This window comes from Halalkalibaculum sp. DA3122 (assembly GCF_043951865.1).
Lineage (GTDB): Bacteria > Bacteroidota > Rhodothermia > Balneolales > Balneolaceae > JAMQKA01.
Genome location: NZ_JBINJF010000001.1, coordinates 108491 through 126016, shown reverse-complemented (window position 1 = coordinate 126016; position 17526 = coordinate 108491). Strand labels below are relative to the sequence as shown.

Genomic DNA, 17526 nt, shown 5'->3' with positions numbered 1-17526 from the left:
TCCGGCTGTGAGATGGACAAAGAATCACATACACAGGAACGGAAAACAAAGGTGACTATCGTCGGAGAGCAGTTTTACATTAACGGTTCCCCGACTTACGAAGGGCGCACTTGGACGCCTTCTGATGGCAAGGAGGTTTTGATCGAGGGACTTCTAATGAATGCCCGTCTGGTGCAAGGAATATTTGACGACCTGAATACAAAAACTCGTGGACAATGGGCCTACCCCGATACGCGGCGATGGGATCCTGACCGCAATACAAGGGAGTTTAACGATGCCATGGCTACTTGGCGTGAGCACGGTCTGCTCGGTATTGCTCTTAACCTCCAGGGCGGTTGCCCGTACGGTTATTGCAGCGAACAGCGCTGGGACAACTCCGCATTTGCACCGGACGGTTCTTTGAGATCAGACTACATGAACCGGCTCGAGCGTGTACTAAACAGGGCTGATGAGCTGGGAATGGTCGTTATCCTCGGTTATTTCTACTTTGGACAGGACGGAAACTTTGAGAACGAGGAGGCGGTGATACAGGCGGTCGACAATGTGACTGAATGGCTGCTGGAAAAAAAATACACGAACGTAATTATTGAAATCAACAATGAGTGCAACGTGGCATATTCCGAAACTCCTATTCTCAAGTGTGATCGCGTACACGAATTGATCGAAAGAGCCGGTAATATTGAAAGGGATGGCCGATCTCTTTATGTCAGTACATCACTTGGAGGAGGCGGAGTACCACCGGCGAACATCGTTGACGCATCTGACTATGTTTTACTCCACGGAAACGGTGTTGAGAATCCTTCTCGGATAACTGAAATGATTCGCCAAGTCCGGGCGATGGATGTTTATACGCCTATGCCGATCGTGAGCAATGAAGACGACCAACCTTGGCGTGTTGAAGAACAGGGATGGGGAGATGAAGGAAATAACTTTGTTGTTAGTGCCCGGAACTATACCTCATGGGGATATTTCGATTTTCGGTTACCGGAAGAAAATGAAGATTACAATTTAGGCTATCAAAGTGTGCCGGTAAACTGGCACATTTCATCCGATCGCAAACGAGCTTTTTTTGACAAGCTGGCAGAAATCACCGGAAAACCCGGAACACCGGAACTGCGGATGGAGTGGCCGGGCCAGATTGGAGCAGTTACGGTGCATGTTGAGAAAGGACGCTCCAACGCTGTCATCAAATCCATAGACTTAATGATAGACAATGAAATTGTGGCTACAGCCAGCCAGGAACCGTATGAGTTCCATATCGAACAGATTCCCGAAGATGAACACTGGGTACGGGCACGGGCCTCATATCAGAATAATGGCAGGGAAATAGCGATTGAATCCCCTTATTATAGGAATCCATGGTGGCCATATGGAGGGAGGTATTGATTTACGGGGGCGGTTCATCGTTACCGTTGGTATAGTGGACGAAAAACTAATTATGATAATTTTAACCCGTGAAGGCAGAATTATTATTCTGAATTTACATTTTAACCCCATTCGTTATGATGTCAAGTTGTGTTCAATGCAATAGCAAAAAGGAAAGGTTCCCTGTAGCAGGCGTTATGTGTATATTTCTGCTTATAATGTTTCTATTGATCGGCTGTGGAAGAAGCGAGAAGCAGGAATCGTCTGCAACAATAGAAGTATCACAAACCGATACCCTTGTGGCTGTTCAGGATTTCGAACGGTTGGAAGTGGAGGGATATGTCCCGGCATATCGGGATGAATCCAGAGGGGTAATTGCGGTAAATTCGATTGAATATCCCGATGAATTTGGGGCCGTTGAGACGATTTGGAGAGGAGAATCGGGGGTTTACAATGTTACTATTGAAACAATGCCTGAAGAAGACGGAGAGTCTACCTATCGACTCTTTATCAATAGTGAGTTTAAAGCAGAGTTTGTAAATCCGGAGACAGACCAACCGTTTGGAAATGCAAGCCACACATGGGACAAAATCGAAATTAATTCGGGAGATACGCTCCGCATAGCATCCAATACGCATTCCAACGGACTTATACCTGAAGGTGATGGATTTGCCTGGGCGCGGGGCAGATGGAGTAAACTTATCTTTGAGCCCATCACTAAGTGAGGATGTTAGAATCAAATTATAAATGATCCCAAATTAAGAAATTTCCCATAATATCATCCTCTCTGTTTTTGAGTAGACAGAGGGGATTTTTTAACTATCTGTTTTGGACTGTTTTTATAATAGTCACTCCAGGTTATTGCACACCGGCCGAGTAAAGGTTTCTGTGGTTTTATCGCCCGTTCATAGTACCTTATCGACCGTTGGTCGAATATTTTTTGAGAGGTCTTCATTCATCAGTTGCTTATAGCTTCAATAGAACATTAAGACGATATGGGAAATGGAGTATTATGAATAACGAGCAACCGGTAAGATCGGGCTTTGATTCTCAACATGATGGTATCCATCCAAATCATGAATTGGAAAAGATAAAAATGGATATGAATAGCATATTAAGTTTGCGGTGCATACCCCTGTTTTTGGTTATGTTTTTTATCTCATGTGGCGAGTCGGGGCAATCAGGAGATCCGGCTGCAGTGGATTCCATTGACTGGGATGACGCACTTGAGCAGGAAGCGGAATGGTACCAGGGCCCTGAAGCTGTTCGCATAGCAGACAATGTGTTGCTCTACCAACACGAGAGTGGCGGGTGGCCGAAGAATATCGACATGTCGCAGGTACTCGGCGAGGCGGATAAAGACAGCATCCGCAACGAACAGTCCGCGGGAGGAACCACGCTCAGCAACATTACCATAGACAACGGTGCGACCTATACGCAAATGCGCTATTTGGCCCGGGTGCATAATGCGACCGGCCACGACCGCTTCAAAGAGGGGTTTCTGAAAGGCGTAGACTACCTGGTGGAGGCCCAGTACGATAGCGGCGGCTGGCCACAGTACTATCCCATCCGGGAAGGATATTATGAAATGATTACCTTCAACGACGGGGCGATGATCGGCGCGATGCGCATGCTTCGTGATGTAGCGGAAGGGCAGGATCCCTATACATTCGTTGATTCATCCAGGCGTCAGCGCGCTTCCGAAGCGGTCAACAAGGGGATAGTAGCCATCCTGGACATGCAGATCATACAGGATGGGCAGCGCACCGCCTGGTGCGCACAGCACGATCCGGAAACGCTTGAGCCGGCGTGGGCCCGTTCCTACGAGCCGCCGTCTCTTGCCGGTGCCGCGAGTGCAGGTATCGTACGTTTTTTGATGGCAGTCGAAGAACCCACCCCGGAGATCACCGCCGCTGTTGAAGGTGCCGTTGAATGGTACAGGGACACCGCGATCCACGGCTATCGATACGAGGAGTTTACTGATGAAAAAGGACGGGAAGACAAGCGGCTCGTGGAGGATCCCGAGGCGGGACCATTGTGGGCACGTTTTTACGAGATTGAAACCAATCGTCCCATCTTTATGAACCGTGATTCAGATATTTTCTATGAGTACTCCAAGGTTCCGCAGGAACGGCGCGCCGGTTACGATTGGTACGGCGACTGGGCCGGGGAACTGCTGGCCGAGGAGTATCCAGCGTGGAGGGCCAAACACAACCTATCGATGGAATGATCGATTTATGAATCTCAAAACCATTTATCGCAAATGTATTACAGGGCTCTTGTCATGCTTCAACTTTTGTCGAAACAGAGAGGACTGATTGCAGCTTTGATCTTAAGTTTTGTGATACATCGAATTTAAAGCTTCAATAAAAATACGAACACTATGCTTTTTAATAGATTAAGCCAGTTTCTGTTACTAATTTTATTTTTCCTGCTGCCTGAAGGGACTGCGCCTGTGGGTAATTTGGCCGGTGAGCCGGGAAATAAAACAACAGGTGCGATTCAGGCACCTTCTCCCATCCAACCCTATGATGAAAACCCGTGGTATTGGGAGTATGAGGGCGAGCCGATCCTGCTGCGCGGGGGCAGCGATGACGACAACCTGTTTCAGTGGACCGGCGACAAGCTGACCGATCATCTCGATCTTCTCGCGTCGGTGGGCGGAAATTATGTGCGCAATACCATGTCCAATCGCGATGAGGATAATGTTTCTGCCTTTCCGCGGAATAGTGATGGTTTTTATAATCTGGATCAGTGGAACGAGGAGTACTGGGACCGACTGACATTTTTTCTAAACGAGACGGCTAAACGGGGAATCATCGTACAGCTTACATTGTGGGATGTATTTGATCTGGGTGGACCGAACGATCCGTGGACCGGGAAAAATAATGTGAATTATTCCAATGAGGTTATTGGCGATGATGATGATTTCCATAACACGGTGGAAACGAATAATACCGAGGTATTAGCTTATCAAAAAAAATATATTGATAAGCTGCTTTCCATCGCCCTGAGCTATGATCATATTTTGTATAATATAAATAATGAAAGCAGTGAGGGACCGATATGGGAGAACTACTGGGCCCGGTACATTAATCAGGCAGCCAACGATATGGGTCGGGAAGCGTACGTAACCACCATGCAGTTTGATCCCAGCAACTCCGTACGGGCTGCCATGACGTACCATGATACCTACAGCTATGTTGAAATATCCCAGAATAACCAGGACTCAAGAGGGGCAAGGGGACAGGGGCACTGGGATAATATTATGGACTGGAGGAAGAAACTGGCCTCCGATCCCATGCCGATGAACAACGAAAAAGTGTACGGCGGGGCAGATGGAGTAAACTATTCCGCGGGCACGGAAACCGAGGCAATCAACCGGTTTTGGCGTAACATTTTTGCCGGCACCGCATCCAGTCGCTTCCACCGTCCCGCCCTGCCGCGCGTGTGGGGTTCGGGGCTGAACGAGCGCGTTCAGACTAATCTTAAGGCCATGGATATGCTGCTGGAGGAGTTTGATATCTTTTCCGCCTCACCGCATAATGACCTGTTGCGACATCGCGTGGCCGCGGCCCGAAGCGCGGTTGAAGCCTACGTTACGGCTGATATTGGAAATGAGTATGCCGTTTATTTCCCAAGAGGCCGTTTCATGATCGATCTTGATCCGTGGGAATATGTCGAACAGGTCAGGGTTCGATGGCTGAACATTGAAGAGTTGTCCTGGTCGGAACCGGAGGAAGTAGAGGTCAAGTGGGAAGGAGACCGGTCCAACTGGGGAGACCGCGGAACGATAACCCTAAAGACGCCGGGCAACGAGGCGTATGTGGCCTTAGTTGAGGTAATTAAATAACTGGTGACCCTCTTTCATAAACTTTCGGGTGTTCCTATACTCTTTCAGTAAGAATTGCCTTTTACAATCTCTCTGCAAACATTTATCGCACCTGTCCGGCCGGAATACTTCCACTTGGATTGTGAGATAATATTCACTTCCATTTGATTGGAGCGGGTTGCATTGGTAGAATAATGCAGGGTCCCTTGACCGCCGAAGCTGATTCCATCCAGATGCCGAATTGTCCAGTTGTGTTGAAAATACTCGGGGGTAACGACAACATAGTAAAGATCGTGGTATTCAACGACCATCGTATGTTTGTTATTCCCTTGGCATCTATGCTCGACCTTGTATTCTTGTGCTTGCAGGATGGATGGCAGTAGGATTAATAAAGTTAGCAACCATTTCATATTTATAACGCGTTTATATTGACGCTTGTCTGCAAAGGAATATACGCCTAAAAAATGGATGTTTGTGAGATAATACAGGAACAAAAAATGATATCATATTTCAGGTTCCTGTTCCGCTGTGCTGATACTCCTGCTTGCTAAAGCATTGGATTAGGAAGGTTACACTTTAATAGACTCACTGGCATTCAAAGCATTTTTTAAAAAGGCATCATTTGCAACTTCAGTTACAATCTTCAATTTTTTCAATAAAATCATCCTTGTAGCTTCGGCCGATGGGAATGACATCCTCTCCCAGGTACAGGTAGGCGCAGCCTTGAGACAGGAAGCGCGGGATAAGTACTCTCTTATTAACGATCAGCTATCTCTCTCCAAACAGGATTTGACGGAAGAAGAAATTATCTTGCGCCAGAGAGCGCTGGCAACCGACTATTCAATGAGCGCAACAATCGGGGTGAGCTATACCTTTGGTTCGATCTACAATAATATCGTAAATCCGCGGATGGACTAGATGACAAGTAAGTGAGTCTCTTGCAGATATTTGGAAATGCATTTCAATAGAATTTTTGATATCTGTTTTTGACTGTTTTATAAAAAGTTACTCCAGGTTATTACACACCGATCGTGTAAACGTTTCGGTGGTTCCCAGTCCGCCGATATCCGGGGTGCAGACCTTTTCGTATTTCAGGGTTTCGTACACTGCCTGGCGTATGCGTTCGGCCATTTCGGTCTCTTCCAGGTGATCCAGCATCATCAGGGCTCCAAACAGGAAGGCGATGGGATTGGCCTTGCCTTCGCCCGCAATATCGGGCGCCGAGCCGTGGACAGCCTCAAAAATGGCGGCATCATCCCCGATGTTGGCGGCCCCGGTAACGCCAAGTCCTCCCACAAGTCCGGAGGCCAGGTCCGAAAGGATGTCTCCAAACAGGTTGGTGGTCACAATAACATCAAAACGGTAGGGACGCATGACCATCTGCATGGCCATGTTGTCAACGATAAGGTCTTCAAATTCAATATCCGGGAATTCCGAGGCAATCTCCTGTCCCACCTCCAGGAAAAGTCCGGTAGTGAGTTTCAGGATGTTGGCCTTGTGAACCAGGGTCACCTTTTTCCGGTTGTTGCGCTCGGCATAGGTAAAAGCGGCCCGGATGATTTTTTCACTGGCTTCCCGGGTAACGACCGCGATACTCTCCGCATGTCCCTGCTCGGGTCCCACCCAATGCTCCTTGCCGATGTATAATCCCTGCGTATTCTCCCGGAATATCACCATGTCAACATCCTTGAACGATGTCTTGATATACGGCAGCGTTTTGGCCGGCCGGATATTGCTGTACAGCTTAAATTTTTGACGAAGTGCAACATTGACTGACCTGAAGCCGGAACCGACCGGGGTAGTGAGCGGGCCTTTTAGCGCAATCCGGTATTTATCCAGCGCCTCAAGCGTCTCGTCGGGAAGAGGATCGCCAAGCTCGTTATAGGCTTTAAGCCCGGCGTCACACCGGATCCAGTTGATTTCGGCACCGGCTTTTTTCAATATCGTGGTCACGGAATCAGTTATTTCGGGGCCGATACCGTCTCCCGGAATCAGTACAATATCATACATAGATAAAGAGCATTTTCGATTCAGATGGTAATGGGTCTTGCTAACCGCTCGGATAGTGCGGCAAATTTACAAAGAATCATGGTTAATATCACAACAGGTGAAAGGTCACAGGACAGACCATATGGAGCAAGATGACATTTAATTCAGCCTTAACCAATTTTAAAACAAAATAACCACGACAGCAGCTGTTGGTCGCCGGTTGTTTTTATGTGATCTCCCGTGCTTAGGTCTTCACCTGCGAGCTTAAGAACCTGTTGTTAAAACCGCGGAACCTTCGAAATTTCCTTCCCGCAGGTCATTAAGGGCCCGGTTCGCCTCTTCCAGTGGGTAGGTTTTCACGTTGCTTTTGACCGGAATACGGGGAGCCAGCTCCAGGAACTCCCGGCCATCCCGGCGCGTGAGGTTGGCGACTGATTCAATGCTTCGCTCCTCCCACAAAATATGGTAGGGGAATGAGGGAATATCACTCATGTGGATGCCGGCACAGACCACGGTTCCTCCCTTTTTCAACGCCTTGAGGGCTTGTGGAACCAGCGGCCCCACCGGTGCAAAAATGATGGCGGCATCCAGCTTTTCGGGGGGATATTTATCAGAGCCGCCCGACCAGACAGCCCCTTTCTGCCGGGCAAACTGCTGCCCTTGTGTATCGCCCGGGCGTGTAAAGGCGTAGACCACCTTTTGTTGATAGTTTGCCACCTGGGTGAGGATGTGGGCCGATGAGCCGAATCCGTAAAACCCGAGCTTTTGTGCATTTCCGGTCTTGCGAAGCGAGCGGTACCCGATCAGCCCGGCACACAGCAGGGGGGCGGCTTGCTCATCGGGGTAATCTGCGGGAATCGGAAAGCAAAAGCGGGCATCAGCAACTGTATACTCAGCAAAACCGCCATTTAGGTCGTACCCGGTAAACAATGCCTGGTCACAAAGATTTTCCTGGTCTTGCCGGCAAAATTCACACTGCCCGCATGTGTTGCCCAGCCAGGGCACTCCCACTTTTTCACCCGGCGAAAATCCCGAGACTTTCGTCCCCACCTCTTCGACGATACCGACAATCTGGTGCCCGGGAACAAGGGGCAGGTTGGGCTCATCAAGATCGCCGTCCAGGATGTGCAGATCGGTTCGGCAGACCCCGCAGGCACGTACGTTGATCAGCAGCTGATTTTCTCCCGGCTCCGGTTGGGGCAACTCTTGCAGTTCCAGGGGTTTGCCCGCCTTGTTGAACACCATTGCACGCATACGTCTTATCCTTCCTTGATTCAAATAATGTTGAACTGCTCAGTGATCACTCCATTGCAAAAACAAGTTAATGCACGGGGTGGTTCACTCTAAACCGGCCCGGCTTCGACCCATACAAGGTTGACTAAGGTGATAAAACCTGAATATTTCTGGATGATGAGCATACCCGGAAAGTCAATTTGCCTGTCACCGCTTCCGATGCTTCAGTTTAGCAAGGTATTGTTAAAACAGCCTCCGCCGCTTGTTGAGCCGGTTTTCCAGGCTGTACTTGCCCGGGCCGATAAAAATCATGCTGAAGAAAACAATCGCCATTTTCATGGGATGGGCGATCTCCGGGTATCCCGCGCCCTCCCCGATTTTGGAGGCCATGGCCACCAGCATCGTAAGGGTTAGCATGACCAGGATGGGGCGATAAAAAAGGCCGAGCATTAGGAATATGCCTCCAAACAGTTCGGTGATTCCCGCAATGAAACCAAAGAACATCGGCGCCGCATCGATTCCAAGGTATTGCATGGCCGTACCGTAGGCCGTCCATGCTTCCGGTCCCCCGAATACCTTGGGAAGTCCATGAAAGATAAAAGCGATGCCCAGGCCAATTCTGAGCAGAAGCAGACCTACATTGCGATATTTACCTGATCGTCGGGATCTCATCATAAGCGTGTATGAAAAAGTGAGTTATTGATTGCTGTTATAGGTTAAGCGATAGATGGTACCGCTTCGATCATCAGAAATGAGCATGGAACCGTCCTCAAGCTGGAGCAGGGCCACCGGGCGTCCCCAGACCGATCCATCCTCCCGCAGCCATCCTTCGATAAAGGGCTCGTAGGATACCGGTTGGCGATTTTCCAGCCGGACAAGTGTAACCCGGTAGCCAATCTTTTCGCTTCGGTTCCAGCTGCCGTGTTCGGCTATAAAAATCTGGTTTTGGTACTCCGCCGGAAACATGGAACCGGTGTAGAAGGTAACGCCGAGCGGAGCAACATGGGGACCCAGCAGCTGGGCCGGGGTTGTAAAATCGGTATCCATGGACATCCCTTTTTCGCCAAATTCGGGGTCCCATACTTCGTTGCCGTGCAGGTAGGGGTAGCCAAAATGCTGCCCCTGCTCCGTCAAACGGTTGAGTTCGCACGGCGGGAGATCGTCTCCCATCCAGTCGCGGTTGTTATCCGTAAACCAGAGGTTGCCGGTTTCGGGATGCCAGGTGAATCCCACCGTGTTGCGGACTCCGCGGGCAACAATTTCGCGGCCTGTGCCGTCGGGATTAATCCGGGTAATGGTGGCAAAAATCTCGTCTTCCGACTCGCAGATATTACAGGGAGCGCCCACCGGAACATACAGCTTGCCATCGGGACCAAAGTCGATATATTTCCAACCGTGGTGCTCCTCGGTGGGATAATCGTCGGTAATGACAACCGGATCGGGAGGGTTTTCCAAGTGGTCCTCAATATCGTCGTAGCGGAGAATCCGGCTGACTTCCGCCACGTACAGATCCCCATCCCGAAAAGCGACCCCGTTGGGCATCTCCAATCCTTCGGCAATCGTAATGACGCGGTCGGCCTGAAAGTCGCCATCTTCATCCAGTACGGCGTACACCTTGCCCGCCTGGCGGGTTCCCACAAAAAGAACTCCGGAGGGACTTCGAGTCATCGATCGGGCGTTGGGAACTTCCGAAGAGTAGATGGAAACCTGGAATCCCTCGGGCATCACAAGCTCGTCCAGGGTCGGTTCGATATCCCCTGAAAATGTGCCGCAGGAAACCAGGATAGAGACAGACAAAAACAGAAATAGTACCCGGCTGCTCCCGGTGTTAGTCAACTTGCTTTTCATTAAAATACCTGTTTGCTCGTGGTAACGGTATCACTCCTGACCGTAATGTACTGTTTGCAGGCTTTTAAATAAAATATCCCCCATATTATTTTTTGGAAACATATTTGAAAGGGTTTTGAAAAAACAGGAGCTTTGCAAAGCCCCTCTTGAAGGTTCCGCCGGGATGGATGTGGTCAACCTCAGTTCGATTGCGAGGCGGCGTCTTTATATTGGATTGTCCCGGCTATTTTCCTGCCTTTGCAGTAAATTTGATCCAGCCCGATTTGTGATGGCCTGGATCAAAGATGCCGGGATGAAAGATTTCAGCGAGTATCTCGGCAGAATCTGTGAGCCGGGGACCCGGCCGGTGAAAATAGTGGTGTCCCTCCGCCAGGAACACGCGGTTCTGCTGAACAGCCTTGAGCCGGCTCCACCCGGGGTGTGATGTCAAAGTGATCATTTCGCCGGCCGTTTTGTTGAGCGAATACCCGCAGGGAGAGACAAGCAGAATGTCGGGATCCTGCTCTTCCAGCTGTGACCAGTCTATCCAGGGAGAAGGTTCACCGGCAGTCCCGAGCAGGGAAGTGCCGCTGGCTATGCGGACCAGTTCCGGGAACCAGTTGCCCGATGCCATAAGGGGATCGATCCATTCTATGGATACAACTTCAGGAGAGGGCAGCTGCCCGGTCCTGGACTGAATTTCATTGAAACGGGTGATCATGGATTTGATGAGCGCCGTTCCCTTTTCTGGCACCCCGAGGGCTTCACCGATCTGGTTAATTGCTAAAAAGACCTCATCCAGATCGGTGGGCGAAACAGACAGGATTTCGACGCTGCTGCTCAGCTGTTCCTGTACGGCTTGCCGTACTTCAGCATAGGAGGCCGCGCACACCTCGCAATGATCCTGGGTGAGAATAATGTCGGGTTCCAGCGAGGCGAGCAGCGAAGCGTCTACGCGGTAGATCGAAAGTCCTTCCCGGATCAGCGTTGTTATCCGTTGATCAACCTGGCGGCTGGTGCCTTCAGCCTGATATTTCGGTTCGGTGCAGGCTGGAAGAGCTCGAACGGAGGCTGGAAAATCACACTCATGGGAGCGTCCCACGAGTTGGGATTCCAGTCCCAAAGCGCAAACAATTTCGGTGGTGCCTGGCAGCAGCGATACAATGCGCATATATTGATGTTGGGTTGCAATTTGCACGCAAGATTGGAATCCTCATGCAACAAATCCAGCTTGTTTTTGGAAGGAGATATAAAAAAAGATGGTCCGCCGCTAGCCCGGATTTCTCACCAAGAAATTTGTTTTTCAGCAAGGCGATTTGTCCTACAACGCAGCTGAAAGGCCAATATCGCAGCCTGTTACAGACTGTAATGATAATTTGGCAGCAATAAATGTCATAAGTTGTTGTCATCCATAAAGTTACTGGATTTTATCCAAAATACTCGTGAGAAATCCGGGCTAGACGGACCATCCTGGCGTGGGATCAATAAAATCAGCTGGAGGAGCTGTTCAGCTCAAGCGTACCGGTAATATCGACTTCACCGCCAACTACTGCTGTCGCAACCCAGTCGCCGGTTCCCACGTCGTAGTCGTTCCGGTTAATGGAGTGGGTAAATTTAATACCCGCCAGCTGCGTATTTTCCTGCATCGGATGGTCCCGGATGCCCAGCAGTGTGAATGGTAATTCAATTTTCCGGCTCACATCCTTGATGGTGAGGGTACCTATTGCGGCAAATTCGTTTTGCCCGCTTTTCTTTACTATTTCGTTACTGGAAAACGTGATGGTGGGATATTCCGCGGCGTTAAAGAAATCGCCGGACTGCAGGTGCCCGTCCCGCTTCTGGTTGTCCGTGTCGATGCTGCTTACCTGGATCTCTACATCCACACTGCTTTCCCCGAGATTGTCGGGATCAAAGTTGATGTCGGAATTGTAATCGGTAAATTGTCCGGAAACCGGGGTAAAGAAGTGGGTGACTTCAAACGAAATTTTGCTGTGTACCTTGTCAATTTCCCACGCTGTGGCAGCCATGTTGCTGATGGGGGTAAATGCCCCGCTGAATAATATAAAGAGAAGGGCGAGAAAACTACTCGTAACGGATTTTGATGAGATCATAAATGATTTGGTAGTGAAGTTATGGTTAGTGTCGCTTTAAATCGCTCCCCCCTTAATGCATTACTAGAAAAAAGTTTGCTTTAATGTTAAATTAATTTTTAAAATTAAGCTGCCGCTCTCAGGGAGAACCCAACGCCATGTTTTAGATCGGGGAAAATAATGGTTACATTAAGGTCATATTTTCAATTAAAACCCGTGGAATCTATAGTTATATGAAATTTTTCAGAACCTCTCTCTCTCTTTGTTTAATGTTATTTATTGCTGCCTCTGTAGCGTATGCGCAAGGCGGTCAGCAGCAGATGCAACCTCCCCAACCAGCGGCGCCTGAAGATGTCTCTGATGAAGAGTTGCAAAAATTTTCAAATATTACCGACTCTGCGCAGTCCATCCAGCAGGAAGTACAGTCTGAAGTCCAAACCCTGGTAGAGGATGAGGGGATGGAATTTGCCCGCTTCCAGAAAATAATGATGAGTCAGCGAAATCCGCAGTCGTCGGTACAGCCCAGCCAGGAAGAGCAGGAAAAAATCAAGACAATTCAGCCGGAGCTGATGAAAATCAATAAGCAGGCCCAGCAGCAATTTGTACAGCTGATACAGGATGAAGGACTGACGCCGCAACGTTTCCAGCAGATAATGAGAGGTGTTCAGACCAACCAGGAATTAAAGCAGCGGCTCCAGTCTGTGCAAGGCGAGAGCTAGTAGATACCACCTTTTGTATTTATTGTCAGAGTCCATCCATAGCGGGTGGGCTCTTTTTTTGAAGGGGTTGTTGAGAAAGTATTCAGCTTACCCACGCATGTTTCTCAACATAGAAGCGCCAGTTTCGCCCGGCGTGTTCCCCGGCATACTCTACCCCGATGCGCGGTGAGCTGGTAATGGATCTCTCAGAGATCAGCGACCCGCGATCCTCAATCCATATCTGCTCTCCCCGAAGGTCGTACCCGTAATGGTCGGTGGTGATACCGAGGGCCTGGGTCAGCCGTCCCGGTCCGGCGGCAACGGCGGGCGTCAGGGTGTCGGCCCCTCGGCGTTCGAGGATGGTATCAATACCTTCTACAGGTTCCACGGCCCGAATCAGTACGGCATCGGCGTGATCCTCTTCATTGGTTACTACGTTGAACAGGTGGTGAATACCATAGCAGAGATAGACATACGCCACCCCGCCGCGATGGTACATCACTTCCGTTCGTTTTGTCCGGGTGCCGTTGTTGGCATGGCAGGCCTTGTCGTTGTTGCCGGAATAGGCCTCTGTTTCCACGATCAGGCCCGCCGTCAGGGGCTGGTTGTGCAGGCGGGTGCAAAGCACCTTTCCCACCAGGTTGCGGGCAACCTGTGTCACATCGGGATCAAGGTAGAAGTCTTCAGTGAGCCTGGCAGCGGACATGGTGGTCAGGAAATTGAGGTATAGGGATTTTCTTTCAAATGACGGGCATCTACAAATACCTCTTGATAAGCACGGGCAACAATGGTAGCAAATACGAGCAGGGCGGCCGAATAAAAGGCCCAGATCCCGATTACCACGGCAATGGCATATCCCTGGTAAAAATAGCGGTAGGCCCGGAAGGCGTAATCAAGATAAATGCCTACGCCGAATTTTGCTATTTCAAACAGTACGGTATACACAAGGGCCCCGACAAATGCCACCTTTGGCTGCATCCGTTTTTCACTTATGTAACGGAAGATGATGTAGAATAGCAGGAAGGTAAATGCGACAGGAATAATCGTATTCAGAAATTCAAAAACCCAGCTGAGTTCAATAATCCGGTTGGTAAAGGGTACGGTGAGCTGGTCGAATGAGATAAAGGAAACGACATAGATGACCAGGCTGAAAAAGATGAAGACCCCTCCCACAACTCCAAAGGTAAAGAAGTTGTAGACCATTTCGAGAACGGGGTGCTTTCGATCCTGGATTTCAAAAACCTCGAACACCACATGCTTTACCGTGTGGAACAGGCCTTGAGCAAATACAATCAGGATTACCACACCCACTATACCAAAAATGCGCCGTACCCCGATAAGCGGTTTCAGCAGGGTTTCAACGGTGATGGCCCCTTTGTAGACATCTCCGCTTTGTGATTCAAATGCGAAACTGGGAAACAGTTCCTGGCCGTAGCGGATGATCTCCCTGAACGCCTCCTCGTAGGAGAGCACATATCCTATGATGGAGATCAACAGAAGTGTAAAGGGAATGGCACAGATGAAAAGGTTGAAGGTAATCGCGGACGCGTTGAAAAAAACATCTTTCTTTAAGACGAGTTTTACGATGAGCCGCCAGAATTCCTTATACTTATCCTTGTTAGTCAACACGACGGATGATTGAATTTCGATATACTGGAATAATAAAAAAAATTTGCACTTGATCGTTCAGCAACAATATTTCCTTTCTCAGCTGGCCCGGTGTTTACAACATGAAATATGCTGAACAGAAATTCTGTGAGCCAAGTATAAACCCGTTAATTCTGAAAAGTCAAATTAAGTAAGTATAAGGCAGATGAGCACAGCGACCAAAAAGCTGACCCCGTTAATGCGGCAATACCAAAAAATAAAGGATCAGTACGAGGGAACAATTTTGCTGTTCCGCGTGGGCGACTTTTATGAAACCTTTGACGACGACGCCAAAACGGTGAGCGAAGAGCTGGGCATCACGCTCACCAAGCGGAACAACGGAAGCGACCAGACGCCGCTGGCAGGTTTTCCCTACCATGCCCTGGACACCTACCTGCCCAAACTGGTGAAACGCGGCCACCGGGTTGCGATTTGTGAACAGGTGGAGGATCCCTCGGAAGCCAAGAATGCGGGACGCAAAGTGGTGGATCGCGAAGTGACGGAGATCACCACGCCGGGCGTTACCATGTCGGAAAAGCTGCTGGAACACAAGCGCAACAACTACGCGGCGGCGATCTGCTGGTCGGGCGATACGGCGGGCCTCTCGTTCGTGGACGTCTCCACCGGCGAATTCCAGCTCAGTCAGGTGCATAAAGATCAGCTGCTGGACCTGCTGCGCTCCATTACGCCATCGGAGCTTATCCTGCAGAAAAAGCTAAAAAACAACGTGCCGAAAGAGCTTCAGGATTATAATATCACGTTTGTGGAAGACTGGGTATACGAGGGGGATTACGGCTACAACCTGTTGACCGATCATTTTGAAACCCACTCGTTAAAGGGGTTCGGTGTAGAAGGACAGGAGGTCGCCCAGGTGGCGGCCGGCGCCCTGCTGCATTACGTGCAGGATACCCAGAAGGCGTCACTGGGACATATCAAGCGGCTGAAGGCGTTTGAAAACAACGAATATATGGCGCTCGACAGTTCCACGAAGCGAAATCTGGAGCTGATTACGAGCATCCAGGAAGGCGGCACCGAGGGCACGCTGATCTCCATTATGGATCAGACCAGCACGGCCATGGGCGGGCGCCTGCTGCGCAAGTGGATTATGCGCCCCCTGAAACGGATAGAGCCGATAACACAGCGTCTGAATGCCGTGGAGGCACTGAATGTGAACCATGAAGTTCGTGAAAACCTGCGTGAGGAGCTGGAACAGGTGGGCGACCTGGAACGGCTGATGTCGCGCATCTGTGTGGGGCGGACCAACGCCCGCGATCTGATGAAGCTGAAGCAGTCACTTGCGCAGGTGCCGCGCATCAAAATACAGTTCAACAAGCTGCAGGAGCCGCTGCTGACGGATATCCGCGATCGCCTGAAGCTGATGATTGAACTGCAGGAGAAGATCGAGAAAGCGATACAGGAGGATCCGCCCGCCAGTGTGCGCGACGGCGATATCTTTAAAGACGGCTACAACGAGGAGCTGGATGAACTCCGCGATGTGGCCCGCAATGGGAAAAACTACATCGCCAGGCTAAAGGATGAACTTTCGCAGGAGACCGGCATCCCGTCGCTTAAAATTGGGTATAACAAGGTGTTTGGATACTACATCGAGGTGACGAACACGCATACCGATAAAGTGCCGGAACATTTTAACCGCAAGCAGACCCTGGTCAATTCCGAGCGGTATATTACCCCCGAACTGAAAGAGGTGGAGGAAAAGATCCTGTCCTCCGAAGAGCGCAGCAAGACGCTGGAATATGAGCTTTTCGAAGAGCTGCGGCAGTATGTAGCGCAGTACGCCGAAGAGGTACAGCAGATCGCCCAGGCCGTGGCCGAACTCGACTGCCTCCACAGTTTTGCCGAGGTGGCCTACCACAACAACTATTGCAAGCCCAATATCGCCGACGACCAGGTGATCGACATTACGAAAGGACGCCATCCCGTCGTGGAGAAGACCCTCCCCCCCGGAGAGCCCTTTATCCCCAACGACCTGCACCTGGAAAATGAGGATGAGCAGATCCTGATTATCACCGGTCCCAATATGGCGGGTAAGAGCATTATTCTTCGTCAAACCGGCCTCATTGTATTGATGGCCCAGGTCGGCAGTTTCGTTCCGGCTGAAAAGGCACACATCGGGCTTGTGGATAAGATCTTTACGCGGGTCGGGGCTTCCGACAACCTTGCCGCCGGCGAAAGTACGTTTCTGGTGGAGATGAACGAGGCCGCCAACATCCTGAACAATGCCACCCGCAACTCGCTTATTTTGCTGGACGAGGTGGGTCGCGGCACCAGCACGTTTGACGGACTCAGCATTGCGTGGTCGCTGGCGGAGTACCTGCACAACCAGCCGAGCGTGGCTGCCAAAACGCTGTTTGCCACCCACTACCACGAGCTGAATGAGCTTCAAAACATGTATGAACACATTGCCAACTATAACGTGAAAGTGCAGGAACATGACGGGGAGATTGTCTTTCTCCACAAGCTGGTGCGCGGCGGGGCCGATCACAGCTACGGCATCCAGGTGGCGGATATGGCGGGCCTGCCTTCCATTGTGATTGAACGGGCCAGGGAGATCCTGAAGAACCTGGAGAACCACAGCATCGATATCACCGACAGCAACGGCACGCTGGAGGAGGGCGCCCAAAAGAAAAAAGAGGCGATCAAGAAAGCCACAAAAGAGATGGAGAAGCAGGGGCAGATCGACCAGATGTCGCTGTTCCAGACCCAGCTCGATCCCAACATCGAAACGCTGATCGACAAGCTGGACGCCTGCGATCCCAACCGGATGACCCCGATCGAATCGCTCATGCTGGTCTCGGAGCTGAAGAAACTGGTAGACAAGAAATGA

Annotated in this window: 16 protein-coding genes; 7 read left to right on the top strand and 9 right to left on the bottom strand. The window is 50.3% G+C overall.

Going from position 1 to position 17526, the window contains the following annotated elements; all coding sequences use genetic code 11:
- Positions 1 to 12: 12 nt before the first annotated feature.
- From ACG2F4_RS00485 to ACG2F4_RS00470, 4 genes are all read left to right on the top strand, one after another.
- Positions 13 to 1386: a hypothetical protein gene (locus ACG2F4_RS00485; protein WP_395257186.1), complete on the top strand. Its 1374-nt coding sequence runs from the start codon at positions 13 to 15 to the stop codon at positions 1384 to 1386.
- Positions 1387 to 1562: 176 nt separating this feature from the next.
- Positions 1563 to 2090, top strand: coding sequence for a hypothetical protein (locus tag ACG2F4_RS00480; RefSeq protein ID WP_395257185.1), 528 nt, complete (start codon positions 1563 to 1565; stop codon positions 2088 to 2090).
- A gap of 377 nt (positions 2091 to 2467) precedes the next feature.
- Complete coding sequence (pelA, locus tag ACG2F4_RS00475) at positions 2468 to 3595, top strand: pectate lyase (RefSeq protein ID WP_395257183.1); 1128 nt, start codon at positions 2468 to 2470, stop codon at positions 3593 to 3595.
- A 153-nt stretch (positions 3596 to 3748) separates the two neighbouring features.
- On the top strand, positions 3749 to 5218 hold the full coding sequence (locus tag ACG2F4_RS00470; RefSeq protein ID WP_395257182.1) for a hypothetical protein: 1470 nt from the start codon (positions 3749 to 3751) through the stop codon (positions 5216 to 5218).
- Positions 5219 to 5262: 44 nt separating this feature from the next.
- On the opposite strand, the gene ACG2F4_RS00465 is transcribed toward ACG2F4_RS00470, so the two are convergent.
- Positions 5263 to 5607, bottom strand: coding sequence for a hypothetical protein (locus ACG2F4_RS00465; protein ID WP_395257180.1), 345 nt, complete (start codon positions 5605 to 5607; stop codon positions 5263 to 5265).
- A 313-nt stretch (positions 5608 to 5920) separates the two neighbouring features.
- Here ACG2F4_RS00465 and ACG2F4_RS00460 point away from each other — a divergent pair, with 313 nt between their 5' ends.
- The gene (locus tag ACG2F4_RS00460; RefSeq protein WP_395257178.1) at positions 5921 to 6115 is read left to right on the top strand and encodes a hypothetical protein; all 195 of its coding nucleotides are present in this window, start codon (positions 5921 to 5923) and stop codon (positions 6113 to 6115) included.
- A gap of 87 nt (positions 6116 to 6202) precedes the next feature.
- On the opposite strand, the gene ACG2F4_RS00455 is transcribed toward ACG2F4_RS00460, so the two are convergent.
- From ACG2F4_RS00455 to ACG2F4_RS00430, 6 genes are all read right to left on the bottom strand, one after another.
- Positions 6203 to 7207, bottom strand: coding sequence for an isocitrate/isopropylmalate dehydrogenase family protein (locus tag ACG2F4_RS00455; RefSeq protein WP_395257176.1), 1005 nt, complete (start codon positions 7205 to 7207; stop codon positions 6203 to 6205).
- 243 nt (positions 7208 to 7450) lie between these two features.
- The gene (locus tag ACG2F4_RS00450) at positions 7451 to 8440 is read right to left on the bottom strand and encodes a zinc-dependent alcohol dehydrogenase family protein (protein ID WP_395257174.1); all 990 of its coding nucleotides are present in this window, start codon (positions 8438 to 8440) and stop codon (positions 7451 to 7453) included.
- Positions 8441 to 8662: 222 nt separating this feature from the next.
- Positions 8663 to 9094, bottom strand: a complete 432-nt coding sequence (locus ACG2F4_RS00445; RefSeq protein WP_395257172.1) for a DoxX family protein — start codon at positions 9092 to 9094, stop codon at positions 8663 to 8665.
- A gap of 21 nt (positions 9095 to 9115) precedes the next feature.
- Positions 9116 to 10267: a PQQ-dependent sugar dehydrogenase gene (locus tag ACG2F4_RS00440; RefSeq protein ID WP_395257170.1), complete on the bottom strand. Its 1152-nt coding sequence runs from the start codon at positions 10265 to 10267 to the stop codon at positions 9116 to 9118.
- Positions 10268 to 10490: 223 nt separating this feature from the next.
- Complete coding sequence (locus tag ACG2F4_RS00435) at positions 10491 to 11417, bottom strand: cobalamin-binding protein (RefSeq protein WP_395257168.1); 927 nt, start codon at positions 11415 to 11417, stop codon at positions 10491 to 10493.
- Between the two features lie 319 nt (positions 11418 to 11736).
- Positions 11737 to 12357, bottom strand: coding sequence for a YceI family protein (locus ACG2F4_RS00430; protein ID WP_395257166.1), 621 nt, complete (start codon positions 12355 to 12357; stop codon positions 11737 to 11739).
- A 212-nt stretch (positions 12358 to 12569) separates the two neighbouring features.
- Here ACG2F4_RS00430 and ACG2F4_RS00425 point away from each other — a divergent pair, with 212 nt between their 5' ends.
- Positions 12570 to 13055, top strand: a complete 486-nt coding sequence (locus ACG2F4_RS00425; protein ID WP_395257164.1) for a DUF4168 domain-containing protein — start codon at positions 12570 to 12572, stop codon at positions 13053 to 13055.
- A gap of 82 nt (positions 13056 to 13137) precedes the next feature.
- On the opposite strand, the gene ACG2F4_RS00420 is transcribed toward ACG2F4_RS00425, so the two are convergent.
- Positions 13138 to 13740, bottom strand: a complete 603-nt coding sequence (locus ACG2F4_RS00420) for a DNA-3-methyladenine glycosylase (RefSeq protein WP_395257162.1) — start codon at positions 13738 to 13740, stop codon at positions 13138 to 13140.
- Positions 13741 to 13745: 5 nt separating this feature from the next.
- Complete coding sequence (locus ACG2F4_RS00415) at positions 13746 to 14660, bottom strand: YihY/virulence factor BrkB family protein (protein ID WP_395257160.1); 915 nt, start codon at positions 14658 to 14660, stop codon at positions 13746 to 13748.
- Between the two features lie 187 nt (positions 14661 to 14847).
- On the opposite strand from ACG2F4_RS00415, the gene mutS reads away from it, so the two are divergent.
- Entirely contained in the window at positions 14848 to 17526 is a 2679-nt protein-coding gene (mutS, locus tag ACG2F4_RS00410; RefSeq protein WP_395257158.1) for a DNA mismatch repair protein MutS, read from the top strand.

Bases quoted from the DNA above. Each gene is read 5' to 3' on its own strand.
- ACG2F4_RS00485 (WP_395257186.1), top strand. From the start codon at position 13: ATGGACAAAGAATCACATACACAGGAACGGAAAACAAAGGTGACTATC.
- ACG2F4_RS00480 (WP_395257185.1), top strand. From the start codon at position 1,563: ATGTGTATATTTCTGCTTATAATGTTTCTATTGATCGGCTGTGGAAGA.
- pelA (WP_395257183.1), top strand. From the start codon at position 2,468: ATGAATAGCATATTAAGTTTGCGGTGCATACCCCTGTTTTTGGTTATG.
- ACG2F4_RS00470 (WP_395257182.1), top strand. From the start codon at position 3,749: ATGCTTTTTAATAGATTAAGCCAGTTTCTGTTACTAATTTTATTTTTC.
- ACG2F4_RS00465 (WP_395257180.1), bottom strand. From the start codon at position 5,607: ATGAAATGGTTGCTAACTTTATTAATCCTACTGCCATCCATCCTGCAA.
- ACG2F4_RS00455 (WP_395257176.1), bottom strand. From the start codon at position 7,207: ATGTATGATATTGTACTGATTCCGGGAGACGGTATCGGCCCCGAAATA.
- ACG2F4_RS00450 (WP_395257174.1), bottom strand. From the start codon at position 8,440: ATGCGTGCAATGGTGTTCAACAAGGCGGGCAAACCCCTGGAACTGCAA.
- ACG2F4_RS00445 (WP_395257172.1), bottom strand. From the start codon at position 9,094: ATGATGAGATCCCGACGATCAGGTAAATATCGCAATGTAGGTCTGCTT.
- ACG2F4_RS00440 (WP_395257170.1), bottom strand. From the start codon at position 10,267: ATGAAAAGCAAGTTGACTAACACCGGGAGCAGCCGGGTACTATTTCTG.
- ACG2F4_RS00435 (WP_395257168.1), bottom strand. From the start codon at position 11,417: ATGCGCATTGTATCGCTGCTGCCAGGCACCACCGAAATTGTTTGCGCT.
- ACG2F4_RS00430 (WP_395257166.1), bottom strand. From the start codon at position 12,357: ATGATCTCATCAAAATCCGTTACGAGTAGTTTTCTCGCCCTTCTCTTT.
- ACG2F4_RS00425 (WP_395257164.1), top strand. From the start codon at position 12,570: ATGAAATTTTTCAGAACCTCTCTCTCTCTTTGTTTAATGTTATTTATT.
- ACG2F4_RS00420 (WP_395257162.1), bottom strand. From the start codon at position 13,740: ATGTCCGCTGCCAGGCTCACTGAAGACTTCTACCTTGATCCCGATGTG.
- mutS (WP_395257158.1), top strand. From the start codon at position 14,848: ATGAGCACAGCGACCAAAAAGCTGACCCCGTTAATGCGGCAATACCAA.